The sequence below is a fragment of the Desulfosporosinus acididurans genome (assembly GCF_001029285.1).
Taxonomy (GTDB): domain Bacteria; phylum Bacillota; class Desulfitobacteriia; order Desulfitobacteriales; family Desulfitobacteriaceae; genus Desulfosporosinus; species Desulfosporosinus acididurans.
The window spans coordinates 47,510-63,479 of the sequence record NZ_LDZY01000001.1; the positions used below are offsets into that span (position 1 = coordinate 47,510).

The 15,970-nt window shown below is 40.5% G+C and carries 15 protein-coding genes and 1 riboswitch; of the genes, 2 read left to right on the plus strand and 13 right to left on the minus strand.

The window, feature by feature from the left end:
* Positions 1 to 56 precede the first annotated feature (56 nt).
* The 12 genes from DEAC_RS00190 to DEAC_RS00245 form a co-directional block, all read right to left on the minus strand.
* A complete protein-coding gene (locus DEAC_RS00190; protein ID WP_047808037.1) occupies positions 57 to 1,727 on the minus strand; it encodes a formate--tetrahydrofolate ligase in 1,671 nt (556 codons plus the stop codon).
* Positions 1,728 to 1,752: 25 nt separating this feature from the next.
* Complete coding sequence (locus DEAC_RS00195) at positions 1,753 to 2,307, minus strand: DUF2284 domain-containing protein (protein ID WP_047808038.1); 555 nt, start codon at positions 2,305 to 2,307, stop codon at positions 1,753 to 1,755.
* Between the two features lie 84 nt (positions 2,308 to 2,391).
* On the minus strand, positions 2,392 to 3,369 hold the full coding sequence (locus tag DEAC_RS00200; RefSeq protein WP_047808039.1) for a uroporphyrinogen decarboxylase family protein: 978 nt from the start codon (positions 3,367 to 3,369) through the stop codon (positions 2,392 to 2,394).
* Positions 3,370 to 3,398: 29 nt separating this feature from the next.
* The gene (locus DEAC_RS00205) at positions 3,399 to 4,031 is read right to left on the minus strand and encodes a corrinoid protein (protein ID WP_047808040.1); all 633 of its coding nucleotides are present in this window, start codon (positions 4,029 to 4,031) and stop codon (positions 3,399 to 3,401) included.
* Positions 4,032 to 4,109: 78 nt separating this feature from the next.
* Entirely contained in the window at positions 4,110 to 4,913 is an 804-nt protein-coding gene (locus DEAC_RS00210; RefSeq protein WP_047808041.1) for a methyltetrahydrofolate cobalamin methyltransferase, read from the minus strand.
* A 300-nt stretch (positions 4,914 to 5,213) separates the two neighbouring features.
* Positions 5,214 to 6,614: a branched-chain amino acid transporter BcaP gene (gene bcaP / locus DEAC_RS00215; RefSeq protein ID WP_047808042.1), complete on the minus strand. Its 1,401-nt coding sequence runs from the start codon at positions 6,612 to 6,614 to the stop codon at positions 5,214 to 5,216.
* 433 nt (positions 6,615 to 7,047) lie between these two features.
* The gene (locus tag DEAC_RS00220) at positions 7,048 to 7,620 is read right to left on the minus strand and encodes a hypothetical protein (protein ID WP_047808043.1); all 573 of its coding nucleotides are present in this window, start codon (positions 7,618 to 7,620) and stop codon (positions 7,048 to 7,050) included.
* Positions 7,621 to 8,048: 428 nt separating this feature from the next.
* A complete protein-coding gene (locus DEAC_RS23785; protein WP_053006229.1) occupies positions 8,049 to 8,621 on the minus strand; it encodes a hypothetical protein in 573 nt (190 codons plus the stop codon).
* Positions 8,622 to 8,805: 184 nt separating this feature from the next.
* A complete protein-coding gene (locus DEAC_RS00230) occupies positions 8,806 to 10,329 on the minus strand; it encodes an FGGY family carbohydrate kinase (RefSeq protein WP_047808044.1) in 1,524 nt (507 codons plus the stop codon).
* Between the two features lie 101 nt (positions 10,330 to 10,430).
* A riboswitch (FMN riboswitch) is annotated at positions 10,431 to 10,544 on the minus strand.
* A 47-nt stretch (positions 10,545 to 10,591) separates the two neighbouring features.
* Positions 10,592 to 11,320: a YkgJ family cysteine cluster protein gene (locus DEAC_RS00235; RefSeq protein ID WP_047808045.1), complete on the minus strand. Its 729-nt coding sequence runs from the start codon at positions 11,318 to 11,320 to the stop codon at positions 10,592 to 10,594.
* Between the two features lie 46 nt (positions 11,321 to 11,366).
* Positions 11,367 to 12,014: a hypothetical protein gene (locus DEAC_RS00240; RefSeq protein WP_047808046.1), complete on the minus strand. Its 648-nt coding sequence runs from the start codon at positions 12,012 to 12,014 to the stop codon at positions 11,367 to 11,369.
* Positions 12,015 to 12,100: 86 nt separating this feature from the next.
* Positions 12,101 to 13,147 (minus strand): C40 family peptidase, encoded by a 1,047-nt coding sequence (locus DEAC_RS00245; RefSeq protein ID WP_053006230.1) that lies wholly within the window; start codon positions 13,145 to 13,147, stop codon positions 12,101 to 12,103.
* 72 nt (positions 13,148 to 13,219) lie between these two features.
* Here DEAC_RS00245 and istA point away from each other — a divergent pair, with 72 nt between their 5' ends.
* Together istA and istB are read left to right on the plus strand one after the other, a co-directional pair.
* Positions 13,220 to 14,731, plus strand: coding sequence for an IS21 family transposase (istA, locus tag DEAC_RS00250; RefSeq protein WP_047808047.1), 1,512 nt, complete (start codon positions 13,220 to 13,222; stop codon positions 14,729 to 14,731).
* On the plus strand, positions 14,724 to 15,461 hold the full coding sequence (istB, locus tag DEAC_RS00255; RefSeq protein WP_047808048.1) for an IS21-like element helper ATPase IstB: 738 nt from the start codon (positions 14,724 to 14,726) through the stop codon (positions 15,459 to 15,461). Before istA ends, istB begins: the two co-directional genes overlap by 8 nt.
* Here istB and DEAC_RS00260 read toward each other — a convergent pair.
* Entirely contained in the window at positions 15,405 to 15,854 is a 450-nt protein-coding gene (locus DEAC_RS00260; RefSeq protein WP_047808049.1) for a hypothetical protein, read from the minus strand. The genes istB and DEAC_RS00260 overlap by 57 nt on opposite strands.
* Between the last annotated feature and the right edge of the window lie 116 nt (positions 15,855 to 15,970).

Below are 15,970 nucleotides of genomic sequence, written 5' to 3' on the forward strand. Positions count from 1 at the left end.
CAATAATGGAAAGGTACAAACGAAAGGTTTTAGAAAATAAGTGTGCAAACTCGAGCTTAGAACAATCCTGTAATTGTTCCGTTAACATCGATATCCATTCTCGTCGCTGCCGGACGTTTGGGCAATCCTGGCATAGTCATGATTGCTCCTGTAATTGCCACTAAGAATCCGGCTCCGGCAGAAAGCCTTAGTTCACGCACGGTAATCGTGAATCCTGTCGGACGTCCCAGACGTGAAGCGTCATCTGAGAGAGAGTATTGTGTTTTGGCCATACAAACGGGCAAATTTCCATAACCCATTTCCACATATTTCTTAATAGAGTTTTGAGCTGCTTTATCAAATATAACACCATCGGCCCCGTAAATCTCTTTAGCGATCTTCTCAATTTTGGCTTCAATAGGCAAATCTAATTCATAAAGGACTTTGAAGTTCGACTCTTTTTCTTCCAGCACGCGAAGAACTGTTTCAGCCAGCTCAACTCCGCCATCTCCGCCGCTCATAAAGACTTCAGAAAGGGCCACCTCCGCACCCAGCTCCTGACATCTCTTACGGACTAAACTCAGCTCTGCCTCGGTATCTGTTGGGAAGCGATTAATTGCTACTACAGCAGGAACACCGAATTTAGCCATGTTTTCGATATGTTTCTCAAGGTTGACAATCCCTCGCCCTAAGGCTCCCAAATCCTCAGTATCCAACTGATCTTTGGCGAGACCGCCATTCATCTTCAAAGCTCTAACCGTTGCCACAATAACAACAGCCTCTGGTTTCAAGCCGCCAAACCGGCACTTTAAATCAAAGAACTTTTCAGCGCCGAGGTCAGCGCCGAAACCGGCCTCAGTAACGAGATAATCTACTAACTTGAGACCCAGTTTTGTTGCCATAATACTGTTGCAGCCATGGGCAATGTTAGCAAAGGGCCCGCCATGAATAAATACCGGTGTATTTTCTAACGTTTGAACAAGATTCGGCTTAATGGCATCTTTCATTAAGAGCGCCATGGCCCCTTCCGCTTCGAGATCGTGGGCCGTTACCGGCTTGCCATCATAGGTGTAGGCCACGACAATCTTGCCAAAACGTTCTTTGAGATCCATAAGGTCACTGGCCAAACAAAGAACCGCCATGACTTCAGAAGCAACCGTAATATCATAGCCGCTCTCGCGGGGAACCCCTTCTGTCCTGCCGCCCAAGCCTATCACAATTTTGCGCAGGGCGCGGTCATTCATATCTACAACTCGGCGGAAGACAATCTGACGAGGATCAATATTTAAGGGGTTGCCTTGCTGAATGCTATTATCCAACATGGCAGCTAAGAGGCTGTGAGCCGAGGTAATGGCATGAAAATCACCTGTAAAATGAAGATTAATATCTTCCATAGGAACCACTTGAGCATAGCCGCCGCCGGCAGCTCCGCCTTTGATACCAAAACATGGTCCGAGGGATGGTTCGCGAATAGCAATCATGGCTTTCTTGCCCATTTTCCAAAGGGCTTGCCCTAGTCCTACGGTTGTTGTCGTCTTTCCTTCTCCGGCTGGGGTAGGATTAATAGCCGTTACTAAAATGAGCTTGCCATCAGGCTTATCCTTAAGACGATTCCAAACATCAAGGCTAACTTTAGCTTTATACTTGCCGTAAGCCTCAATATCATCCTCTGTCAAATCAAGTTTTTGGGCAATCTCTGTGATTGGTTTCATTTCCGCTGCTTGGGCTATTTCGATATCACTTTTCATGTCTTTTACCCCATTTCTTTAATCACTATGGTTCAACTAAAATAAGGCTTACACAGGAAATAGTATTCTCACCATTATTGTAAGGAATTCCACAACTCTTTTCTAAGGCAATAACGTCGATCCCACTGGCTTCGACAGACCAGACAGCTTCTTCTGGAAATCGGCACTCTAGATTATCTAAAAAAGCACATCTGCCGCAGTAAGTGCAGGGACCAACATTCAATGGGAGCAGTTTCTTATAAGCAAACGTGCGCCTAAGCTTGTCCCATAGTTCTCGAAATATCCTAGTGTGTTCTGAGGTTCCTTCCTGCATACCTTCCCAATCAAAGGAACTCTCTAACTGATATACAGTTTGGAAGAGTAATCCTTGCCTAAACGTTAGAACCTTCTCCTTTAGTTCAGCAATCGATCCGACGGCAGGAGGACACATCCAGTTTTTATTAAAACTTCCGCAGACATTTTGCTCACATTGAGTTCTAAAGTCTTCATTAAATTGAATAGCCGCAACGTCGATAGTTGCCGCGTGTGCTGCTCCAAGGGATTTTGCCAGTAACGTCAGCTTTTCCATGTCAGGGTTCACAATCAGCCTCTCCCTTCAATTCAGCAGTATAACCCAGGTTGAAAAAAGTTCTTTTCAGCCTGGGTTGTTTTGAGGCTAAGCGTTTCAGAACATCTCTTTACTTATTTTGTCAATAGCTTCACTGGCACATTGATAGACACCTGGGAAAGAACTAAAATTCAAACCCTGAGTCAAATTAGGAATGAAGTACAACTTGCCGCAGTTTTTACAAGCTCTTTCAACTTCTCTGGCAACGATTTCAGGTGTCCATCCTGGGAAATCAACAACACCGCTGTCAATATCCCCCATGAAGGTAATCTGCTTGCCGTAGTTCTTGATAAGCTCAGGCGTATTGTTAGTTGTCATAACTCCTTGCCAAATATCAATTCCCATTTCAATCATAAAAGGTACGAGATTAGCCGCATAGGAATCACTATGGTGAACGATTAACTCCACTCCGTTTTGTTTGTAGAATCCATATATTTTTTTGTAAGCAGGCAGATAGAACTCCTCAAACATAGCAGGGGATATAAAGGAAGATTTTTGACTGCCCCAGTCATCATGATGGAACAGAGCATCAGGATGGAGACGGTCGATCAATACTTTGGCATAGTTCAACTCATATTCCGTCAGGTAATCAATGAGTTCATGCATAGCCTCCGGTTCTTCATATAACGCCATTAAAGCATCTTCCATGCTCATAAGATGGTGACACATTTCAAAGACGCCTGGTGCCACAAAGGCGGTTACGAATTGATCCTTGCGGTCAACGGAACTAGCATGAGCAACAGCTGCAGCCCAAGCTTCATCCGAATTATTAATAACAGGAGCTTTAACATAGTTTCTCCACTCGGTAATATCCTTTAATACTTTGTGTTCCTCGTCATGGACTGGGAACTGTCCCAACTGGCCTTCCGGCCATCTGAACGTAATACCCCAATCATTCTTGAACTCAGTTCCTGGTTCAGCCATAAGTTTCGAGGGAACTTCCAAGATTATCTCCATAAACTCGTATTGATTAACAAATCGATCTGGATTTCCACCTTTAATCGTTTCCAGTAAATTTTGTCGTTTCGTTAACATATGTTACCCCCCTTTTATTTTAGGTTGTCTTAACCTTTTACCAATTCCTGAGCTTTTACTGCTGCACTTCCTGCATCAGGTGCAAAACCATCGGCGCCAATTTCAGCAGCATATTCAGCGGTTACAGGCGCACCGCCGACAATCACCTTAAATCCGCTTAAACCGCTGTCTTTAAGTGCTTGAATAGTGCTTCTCATGGCAGTCATAGTTGTTGTAAGAAGCCCTGAGCAGGCCACCAGGGTAACATTTTCATTTTCTTTGACGGCATCGATAAATTTAGATGCTGAAACGTCTACGCCGAGGTCAACCATTTTAAAGCCGGCACTTTCAAGCATCATTTTGACAAGATTTTTACCGATATCATGGAGATCACCTTCAACAGTACCAATAACACAGGTACCTAGCGAGGAGGTGTTATCGCTTACGAGATGGGGTTTAAGGACTTCAACCCCTTTGGACATTGCTTTAGCAGCCATCAACATTTCAGGAACAAAAATATCTCCGGCGGAAAAGCGGTCACCGACAACTCCCATCGAGTCAATCATGGCCTGTAGGATAATTTCCGCTGCGTTTCCTTCATCTAAAGCCTCTTGTATCAAACCAGGTACAATTTTAGCTTTACCTTTCTCGACATTTGCTTTTACTTCTTCGATCTTCGACATTCCGAATTCCTCCCTTATTTTTTATTCAGACTTTAAGGTCACCACTTCTATAAGTGGTGGTGCCGAGTTCACTGATTATTACTTCTTAACACCAAATTTTCCTTCTCGATATGCACCAATGTATTCCATGCAATATTCGTCCATGCCCAGAAGGGCTTCTGTTGCATAGAGCATACCCATTAGATCTTTGTTCGTCGGATCAAGGATCGCACTGTCCATACCGGAACTCATCGATAAGACAATAAAGGCTTGATTAACGAGTTTTCGGACAGGGAGATTGAAGGAAATGTTGCTGGCACCACCCGTTACATGAATGTCCGGATACTGCTTCTTAATTTCTTTGATAACATCCATGATCGTAAGAATGCCATTTTCTGAAGTGCAAAGCATTTGCACTAAAGGATCTATGTGTATTCTTGAAGGAGCAATATTATACTCTTTCGCTTTCTTCATAATCTCTGCAAACACTTCCAGACGCTTTTCACCCGTCTGAGGTATCCCAGTATCGTCACACAAGAGGGCAGCGCATTCCCATTTTGTCTCAGCAATGAGAGGGAAGACAAGTTCAATCTTGTCACCTTCCATGGATACAGAATTTATGAGGCCTGGCTTATTACAAAATTTGATAGCTTCTGCACATATACGCGCATTAGGACTGTCTATAGATATAGGGGTATCTGTAACCTCTTGCACCAAATCAATAAGCCATTTAATGGTTTCAAGTTCAAGACTGTCTTCAACAGATGCACAAACATCAATGAAATTGGCACCGGCTTCACTTTGAATTTTAGCAAGGTTTTTAATAAATTCGGCATCTTTGCCGGCAATCGCCTTAGCCACGGAAGGAATAGCGCCGTTAATTTTTTCGCCAATAATTATCAAGATTAATCTACCTCCATTTCAGGTCGTTCTTCAACGAGTTTCCTTTTCTCTTTTCAAAACAGGAAGCACGTCACCTCCAAATCAAAATATTTGTCTATACATTATATTATTATTATATATTTTATTTTTAAAAAATTCTACCTTTGTGAAATTTTACATATAATTCTGTTGAGATTGTACATTACACTAGCCTATAGCTCCGACGAATTAATATTTGCAAATCTTCTAGCAAAAAAGGTACCCAATCAGGGTACCTTAAAACCATTAATTCACAGACTTTTATCTGGCCATATCATTCTCTTAGTCAACATCGACCTTTGCTTCTCTATTTAAATTGCTATGTTTATACCCATACAAGAAATAGATAGCCAAACCAATGACTAACCAGACAAAGAAACGAATCCAGGTAGCTCCAGGTAGTTTAAACATAAGAAATAAAGAGAATGCGGCAGCTAATAGTGGGACGACAGGTACTCCCGGGCACCGGAAAGCGCGCGGCAGATCAGGCTGGGATTTACGTAAAACAATAACCGCAATTGAGACAAAAACAAAAGCTGACATGGTACCGATATTGACCATTTCCGCAAGGACATCGATTGGAGTTAATCCGGCTACTATTGCTACAATAATACCTGTTAACCAAGTGCTTTTATTAGGAGTTTTATGAATCGGATGGGTCTCACTAAAGATTTTCGGAAGTAAGCCATCACGAGACATTGCATAGAAAACCCGAGTTTGCCCATAGAGCATAACAAGCAGTACTGTCGTAATACCTCCAAGGGCACCTATGGAAATGATTCCGGCAGCCCAATTCTGATGCATTACTTGCAATGCTAAGGCAATAGGGGCCGAAACATTTAATTTCGTGTAAGAAACAGCGCCGGTCAAAAGAGCTGTTACAATGATATACAAAACAGTACAAACAATTAAAGAAGCGATAATTCCACGCGGTAAATCCTTTTGAGGATTTTTAACTTCTTCCGCTGCAGTCGAAACAGCATCAAAACCAATATAGGCAAAGAAAACAATAGCGGCCCCCCTGAACACTCCATTCCAACCATAAGGCATGAAAGGCTGCCAGTTAGCAGGCTTAACATAAAATATCGATACTACAATAAAGACTAAGACGGCAAATAATTTGATGGCAACGATAATATTGTTAACTCTGGTGCTTTCTTTAACTCCTTGGGATAAAAGCCAAGTAATCAGAAGAGCGATTAATAATGCAGGGATGTTGACTAGTCCTCCCGAACCCGCTGACAAAGTGCCCCAGGCAGGCAAATTAATGCCTAAACCTTGCAGCAGCTTAACAAAATACCCTGACCAGCCAATGGCTACAGTACTACAAGCTAGTGCATATTCCAGCATTAGATCCCATCCGATGATCCAAGCAAAAAATTCACCAAGAGCAGCATAACTGTAAGTATACGCGCTCCCGGCCACAGGAACCATTGAAGCGAATTCTGCGTAGACCAGAGCTGCGAAGGCACAGGCAATTCCGGAAATAACAAACGATAAAACCAATGCTGGCCCGGCATACTCAGCTGCTGCTACACCTGTTAAGACAAAAATTCCGGTTCCAATAATAGCACCAATACCCAAAGCAGTAAGATCCAGTGCGCCTAAGGCTTTCTTGAGGCCACTTTTTTGCTGTGATTCCAAAATAAGCTTGGTGATAGATTTTTTTCGCAATAAATTCATTAACTAAGTAGCTCCTTTCTTTATGACAATCGTTTGTAAGAAATCATCTCTTTGATTATTGGTGCCTATAACTGGGATTTAACCCTCCTTCCTCAGTTATAAGTTTACTCTATTTATTTTTAAAAATAAATATTATTTGATTTAATTTTTATATAAAATTTTTTATTTCCTATAATTTTTCTATATAAGTTATCACTTATTTTTATATAAGATATAATAAAAAAGAATGTTTATTATATAAAAGAATTAAAATTTTTATGTAATTTAAATATATGTCATTACAGGTAATTAATAACAGAGGTTTGATTTTAAACCTCTGCTCTCAAATTATTTAGTTATACTTTTGACATAATTTCAACCTGATATTAATACCTTGCTGTCCTTTAGTTATTATACTGTTCTATATCATTAACCATTTTTGAACGAATAATTCCTATTCCATCTTTATATTTTCCTCTGAAGCTTCAAAATTATCCACTTTCCAGGTTCCCTTCTCTTTTTTTATTAACAGAGTATAGCCAGTGCTGAAAGGGGTACCTCTCACAATTCTATTTTTCTTATTGTTCTTTTTGTTTAGTTCTTTAAAGTATTTGTCTTCAGCACTGATCACACACGTTTTTACGTTATAAACCACCTCTGCTTCCTGCCGATTCTCGCTCAAAGTAATTGAGAGAAACTCACAATCTTCATATTTAGATTTAATCTTATTGTCTGTAAGGATTTTGATGGTGTTTTCTTCATCATTGTTCTTAACCAGTTTAATAAGATGGTCTACTGTATATAGATGATATTCGGCCCTTCCATCTAAAGATTCATAATTGCGTTCGGTTAAGGCTTTGGCAAAATCTTGACATACTTTCTTAATCACCAGCATCTCTTCGGTATCCTCAATCTTCACGACGTTATGGCCATCATCCGGCCTGGTATTATTATCAATGGTCTTATCCTGAGCGATCAGAGATCCCAGAATATCTGTCAAGACCTTTTTTAAAACTTCCGTCTTCATTTGATCTCCCTCTTTCGCGGTCCTCATAAACTCACACTTAAAGTAGTTTATGAATCATGAAACAATTCGGATACTCACAAGATTTTGCCCTTTGGTCAATGATCTTTTCGGCAGGTATTAAGGTATATTACTTTTAGAACGTTAAAGATTGAAGTGAACTCGTTCAGCTAAAGCTGAACATCGGGCTTCAGATACAATAATGTCCAGTGGACATTATTGCCGAGCCGCCTTTCCCAATAGGAATACTTAGCGGCGAAGGAGGACTCTCTCCCACCTATGACAACGATTTTTTTCTAAACTCCTTGTCCATTTTAATGACTATCAGTGCAAATTTGTTCTTAAAAATAACAAGAAGGCTATCGCACTCCACCATAAGCGAAAATAGCCTTAATGCTTCTTAATCTTAAGGAGCCGCCATAAATCATTAATTATTTCTTCTTTGACAGAAGATTACTGATAAATCCTTTGATTCCGCCTTTTTTGGGGCTTTCCCAGGCAGGCTGAACAGGTATCTGCCCTCCGTACCCTTGATTAATCATGGGATTTGGATATCCCTGGGTTGGATAACCTTGGGGCGGATAACCTTGGGGTTGATAACCTTGTGGTTGATACCCTTGTGGTTGATACCCTTGGGATTGCGGCATCATTGGTTGCTGGAGCGCCTGATTTTGCTGGAAACCTTGCGGCGGATAACCGGGAGCAGCGTACCCCTGCCCTCCAGCTTGTGGACCAGGACCCCAATTTGCATTTCCTCCCATCATCCCGCCTGGCATAGTTCCAGCCTGACCGCCTCCAAAGTTATTTGTTGGCTGGGAAAATCCTGGTGGCATAAGCAAACCACCCGGAAGCCCGAACTTAGGTGCAAATCTTTGCAGTCCTCGGCCTAATAATGGTGTCCGGTCAAATTGCCCTGAACCATTCGGCATTTGGTAGCCTTGAGTTCCTTGAGGCATCATTTGGACTTGTTGATTCCCAAATATATTCATTTTACCTAACGGCATTGGTGCTTCACCCTCATTCCATTCTTGTAATATAGTAAATTATGGTACAATACAAGATATTCAAGTTATAACCGTTTGTCACCAAGTAAGATAACAACAAATTACCTCTCTTTTACTATAAAGAGAGGTAATTTCAATTGTTCTTATTATTTTCCGGTATGTAGGTTTGTTTTGGGCTCTCTTATCAACTGTTAGCTAACTTTCTTAATATATCTCTTTGCTGTCTATAGCGATTTCGATAGATTGTTGAATTGCTGCAATTTGGACTATATCGATTAGATATTTTTATGTTCTTAACAAGTGTCGTTGGCAAGTCCTCGATCGTTCCTGTCGCATAAGCCGCAATTAGACAATTTGTCAGTACGGCTCCACCATAAATTTCCAACGTAATAGCTTCACTTTGCATAACATCGGCCTTAATCTGATTCCACAGATTATCTCTGCTCCCGCCCTCTGTAATAGTTATTCTGTTAATATCAATCCCGGCATTTCTGTAAGTATCTGTAATTTCCATGTAATCATAAGCAATTGCCTCTAAGACAGCTCGCCATAAAACAAATTGGTCCGTATCTAAATTCATGTTTAAAAAACAACCTTTAATATTAGCCCATTCACCGTATCCGCCGGTTAAGTATGGTAGAAACATCACCTCATTACATCCAGGCGGAATTTTTTCCGCTTTTTGGCTTAGCGATTGATAATATTTATCATCTTCAGCCTTTTGACAAAGATTATCCTTAAACCAGCGCAAGGCTAAACCTCCGGTTCTAACAAATCCCCAATAAAAATAGGTATCTTTCAATGTTCCGCTATTAAAAATCAAACCGCTTCCTTTTTTACTTAATTCCGGGATTATTCCAGTGGTAGAAACACAGAACATAGCACATGTTCCTGCCACATCAACAGCCTTATTCGCTTCAATAATTCCGCTTCCTAACATGGACTGCATTGTATCTCCTGCTCCGGCACAAATCGGGATACCTGCTGGACATCCAGTTTCTTGTGCTGCCTCTTCCGATAAGGCACCAATAATATCCCAAGGTTTTACAATCTTCGGCAGATATGCTTTATCAATCTTTAAAAGAGCTAATTGTTCATCGGACCATTCTTTATCATAAATTCGGTAACCAAGACCCCAGCCCGACATTGTTCCCCAATCAATAAAAGCATCACGGCTGTCTAAACCGGCCAAATTCATAAGAATGTAAGGAGCATTGTGGACAAACTTTCTGCCCCTTTCTTGAAACGCTTTATTATTAGCCAACAGCCACCTGGCATGCAAAGCAGGAAACATGCAAGATGGTTCAGCATTGCCTGTCTCTTTGCCCCAAATATCCAGATCCAATTGATTTAAAGCTTCTACATCGCTTTGAGTCCTAGAATCCAAATAATTAATGTAAGGAGTAATCGCCTTCCCTCTCTCGTCAACCCCAACAATTCCACAAATAATTCCGTCACCCATAATGGCTTTAATTAGACTAGGATCAATGCCCTCAGTTTGCAATTGCTCAATACATTGTTTAATTCCCAATTTAGTCAAGGATAGGTATTCATCAGCATCCATATCCACCCATCCCGGCTGGGGGCAGCTCATCGTTGTCTGATTGGATGCTTTTGCGACACAGTGCATAGTTTCAGTATAAACAGCCACTTTTACGCTTTGTGATCCTGCATCAAAACTAAGATAGCAGCTTTCCAAAGTATACATCTCCTTTAATGTTTATGAACGATAATAAAAAATTCTCTTAAGCATCCTTAAGAGAATTTGACAAGACAAACTTAATACATAATAGCGATTATGTATATGAACATCACCTTCTCTCATCCAGACTATACTGTCGGCTTCGGAATTCAACCGAATCTGCTTTACGGCTCGCGGGCTTTACCGCCGATAGGGAATTTCACCCAACCCTGAAGGATAATTATATTAACTTATTAATAAAGTAACACCATTGCTTCACTTTGTCAATTTAAGCCAATTCCCCAGATATCAGATCTTTTAAGCGCTCAGTACCTAAAGAAAGCAATTGAAAACCAAATTTCATTAACTGAACATCATCATGCCTTATCTCTTCAAATCGTTCCACAGTTACATCCATTTTTTCGAGCAAGGAAGTATTATGCCTTAAATAACTTTTGAAGTTATCCAAATCGTAACAAGCTAAGAAGAATAACTTAATCATCTTATTATCAATTTCAAGCTCACCTGTAAGTTTTAAATAACTAGGGATTTGACTAAACCCTTGTTCCATTTCTTCGTAAATTTCTAACCCCTGGTCAGAAATCCACTCTTTAATAGTTTGGCTTTTTTTCTCATTCAACCCATGGCAACGGGAAGATTCAAAAATAAAGGAGTATTTTCCTCCCCCCAGCATGTCCACCGGCGCAATACGGCAAGACCAGGGCCGTTCTTTATAAACCCTACACCCTTTTGGGGTAATGAAAGGACATGTTAAATTATCCTCCTCAGACATCTTAATCTGAACTATAGAAAAACCGGTGGGCAATTGCACGTTTAGAGTGTATTTATCCAGGAATTCTTCTGAAGAAATGCCGAGCAAATTTTTCATTCTGAGGACATCATAAGGTGTAAGATAAATATTAATGTCGCGGCAGCATTTTTTAAAACAATCGAGACCGTCATGACAAAGAAAATTAAACTCACTGTCCTCATTCAAAACTAACTTTCGCTGATCCATAATTAACTAAGTCTCCTTCCACTCCTTGTCGTTGTATAGCCAGAATTCAGTTCTCATCAACGTAATCAAAACTTACAAACCCACCGCCCAATGCAGTTGTCTGAAACCATTGCCCTAAATCAATTTCTTTTATATACCCGTCATCCAAAATTCTTATCGTTGCTCTGCTGTCTTCTTCGGCGTAAACCATTGAAATGATGGTTACCCAGTGCCAAGAATCCAATCGTTTTTCTTCTCCATTATCTAAATTTAGGAAAGCTACAGGTCTGTCATTGCCCAATGCTTGATCTAAAAACATCAAAAGTTGCTGAAATAAGGGACGAGATTTTCGGCCTTTAGGTACATCTAAAATTTCAAGTTGTATAGTTCGTTTCATTGCTTCAGCATATTTCAGAACGTCATCGCCGAAAAGTTTTGTCGTTGGAATTCCGCGCATTGTTGGTTTCACATATTGATAAACTTCTTCCATTAATAATAAGGCCTTACGCTTTGTCCATAGCCGCTTATCCGATATTGAGCTCTTTCGCGTACAGTTGAGATAATACACAATATTCGTTGCAACCGTCGGTCCGCATCCAGCTCGACGCTGCCACATCGTAGTATACCACTCTTGATTGCAGCCATAAAAACTATTTTGAGTATCTTCTTCCTGTATTTTAAAAATATTTTCGTTAGCAATTGATCGATTTATCATAGGATCCTCCAGAAATAGAATTTGGTGAGGAGATGAAGGCCATTATAGTAATTATACCGTAAAGATCATCCGTTTTAATAGCCGCGTTAGAGTTTTTCTAGAAAAGCCACACGCCTGGCACCCAAATAGCGTGAAGCCCAGTAAGAATTCGTTATATTATCAAAACAAACGCCGTATGCCTCAGAATCAATCATCATATTGTTTCCAATATAAATCCCTACATGAGATGCACCAGCTTCATAAGTGCTGAAGAAAAGGAGATCACCGGGTTTTAGATCCGTTTCGGGAATTCCTATGCCCTCCTTAAACTGATCTTGAGACACGCGATTTAATTTAACTCCAAAATGCCCATATACATACTGAACAAATCCTGAACAATCAAAACCGGGACTTGGAGTAGTTCCGCCCCAAACATAAGGCGTTCCCAAATATTGTTCAGCGTAGGCTAAGATAGACTGAAAATTATAAGGAATAGACACTAACTGCTTGTTTTTGCTATTTAAAAGATCAGCGTCAGCAGCATCACTTGGATTTATGCCGTCCGCACGCCCGGCTGCAGCTAATGAGGTTTCTAAGGATTGTTCTTGAGCCAATTCATCGATATTGGATTGTACTTCTAATGAAGAAAGTATTGTTGTTTTCTCTTGAGAATTCACTTGAGCAAGAAGATTTTGCTGGGTAGATAAGAGCTGTTGCTGTGTTTGTTGTAATTTCTTTTTATCTTCAAGCGAGGCCTTTACTGAAGCCATTTTCTCACTGATTAAGGACTGCTTCTTAGTAATATTGGTATTGGCAATTGAAATCTCCTGATTCAAGTCTTTAAAATCGTCAATAATATAAGAGACATATTCCCAGCGATCAAGAAAGTCTGACATACTCGTGGATTGAAATAACACTTTCATATATGGAAGATAACCCACTTCTTCATTTCCACTTTGATAAAAAGTATTTAGGATATCTCCCAATTTATCACTATCGTCTTGATGTTGCTTTTGAAGCTGAATTTCCTGCGTTTGCAAATCCTTAAGTTGTTTTTGTTGGCTTGTGAATGGTAAACTAAACCATACACATTTACGCCAATGAAAGCATACAGGTTTCTGCCACAAAGCATACAACTTTTTGCCAACAACCATACAACTTAAATCAAATACAGCGATCGGACTTTGTTAGAATAGTGACTAGCAAAGAGGTCAGGAGCTGTTAGAATGAAAGGATTTAAGATGTATAAACAGATACAACAACTTAAAGAGATTGGATTCACTCGGTCTCGGACAGCCAAGCAGCTGAACATAAATCGAGAAACTGTAACACGGTATTGGAACATGACAGCGGATGAATTCGCCAAGCAGCTGTATAGCATTAACCGGGAACTGTTACTTTCAAACTATGAGGAAATTATCATCAACTGGTTGAAACAATATCCAACAATGACAGCCGCCCAAGTATGCGATTGGCTCAAGGAGCATTACAAAGAGGATATCAAGGAACGAACTGTCAGTCGTTATGTCAAAGGGTTACGAGAGGAATATAATCTGAAAAAATCCAATCATCCCAGGGATTATGAGGCTGTAGAAGAGCTCCCAATGGGGCAGCAGTTACAGGTGGACTTTGGTGAAAAGTGGATGCAATCCATTGATGGGCAGCGTGTAAAGATTCGCTTTGCAGCCTTTGTACTCGCTCACGCACGTTACAAATGGGCATTCTTTCAAACTCGGCCATTCACAACAAGCGATCTGGTTTCAAGCTGTCATGAGTGCTTTAGATATATAGGTGGGATGCCGCTAGAAGTGGTATTTGATCAGGATAGTATCGTCAGTGTATCGGAAAACTATGGAGATATTATTCATACCTTTGAGTTTGAGAAGTTCCGGCAAGAATGCAATTTAAAAGTATACCTCTGCCGCGCAGCTGATCCGGAAAGCAAGGGTAAGATCGAGAATGTGGTTAAATTCATCAAGTATAATTTCCTTGAAAACAGACTTTTTGCGGATGAGGAAGTTCTCAACAGTTCGTTCCTAAAATGGCTGGATAGAACCGGTAATGCGAAAATTCACGGCACTACCAAAAAGATACCCGCCAAGGTGTTTGAAGATGAACGTGAACACTTAAGGCCCCTGCTAGACATCCGATCAAACAGTGATGTAACCATCTACAGAAACGTTCGGAAAGATAACACGATCGTCTACGACAGCAATCGGTACTCTTTACCTCTTGGTACATACAACAATCAAAAAGAGGTCAGCATTGAAGCGAAGAGTGAAAAATTGACGATTATGACCGTATTCGGTGAATTTATCTGTGAACATCCCATCGCAACCGGCAGAGGTCAATTAATTAAGAGCACCAGTCATACCAGAGATACTACAGACTCGATGGATAAAGCTCAAACTACTGTTGATGAGTTGTTATTATTCAAGGCAACCGATTTTCTGCAGACAATTCGAACAGAAAAAGCGCGTTATGCCCGTGATCAGTTCCGGTTGCTGCAAACATTATGCGATAACTATGGGATTGATGACGTACTCAATGCCATCAAATATTGTGAGGTGAGCAAACTCTTCGGAATAACGTATGTAAAGGATTTTTTAGAGCATAGTGCCAAACCAAAGCAAGTCATCGTCCTCAATACTATTCCGGTTAGCAACAACAAGTACCATGTAACCACTGAGAAACGCTCTCTGGATGTGTATGCAAAGGCAGGTAGCAGCCATGAATGAACGGATTGAACGTGTCAATGCATTGGTGTCAGGGCTGCATTTGGCCCCTGTTGATTTAGAAAACCTTTATGCTAAAAAGAATAATCTCACACCTCTCGAAAGCGTTGAGGTTTTCCTTTCGGAGCAACAACGTCTTCGGACGGAAAAGCAAAATCTAATTCGCAGAAGAAGAGCAAATCTACCGGCCGAAAAAACCCTGGAAACCTTCGACTTCGGATTCCAACGCAGCGTATCCAAGGAACAGATGCTAAGGTTGTCCGATATGACTTGGGTTGAGCAAGCGTTTAACATTTGTTTCCTGGGACCACCTGGTATTGGGAAAACGCATCTGGCCTTGTCCTTAGCGGTACAGGCTTTAAACCTAGGTTATGCCGTAGCTTTTACGACCTTGGATGAACTCATAATTACACTAAAAACCTCGCAAATCTCGACCGCCAGTAAGAGACGAATAAAAATACTCAACTCGGCATCACTGGTTATTATTGATGAAGTTGGCTTCATGCCACTTTCTACAATAGAAGCCAATTTGTTCTTCGGTTTCGTGTCTTCAATGTCCGAGAAAACATCACTCATCATTACCTCAAACAAAGGATTCGATGAATGGGCTGACTTTTTAGGGGATGCCACCATTACAACTGCGATTTTAGACCGACTTATACACCACTGCGAGATTTTAAACATGACGGGAAACAGCTACAGACTCCAACATAGGAAGACTATTACACAGTAACAAAATGTTGTATGGTTTGTGGCGAAAAGTTGCTGGTTTTACTTGACTGCTTACATGGCTCTCTAAAGCAGATTGATCATTGGTAATTCCCTCATTTATGGTTTGCAGAGATTGCTGCAATGATAAAATTTTCATATCAAGGGCAAGCTCCTGTTCTGTCTGATTACTGAACTGGCTATTTAGTTTTAATTCTTGTTCAGCGAATTGCTGCAATTCATTAGCGTCGTTCTTGTTTGGGGTTTCCTTTGCGGAATTACTTTGAGTCTGTAAATTTGTTAATTGTGAACTTGTCGGAGCATTTGTTTGTGTTTGGGCTTGGGCTTGCACCTGTAAAGGCAGACAAAAAATACATGCCATACAAATAAAAATTAATACTTTAAATTTATTATTCATTATTATTCCTCTTGTTGAATATTTATTATGTCTTAACTACTATTCGCTAAAATCATTCTATATCCTTTGTTTTTAATGTTAAGTTTTTGTCAGCCTTTGCTTTTTTCTTAATTTCA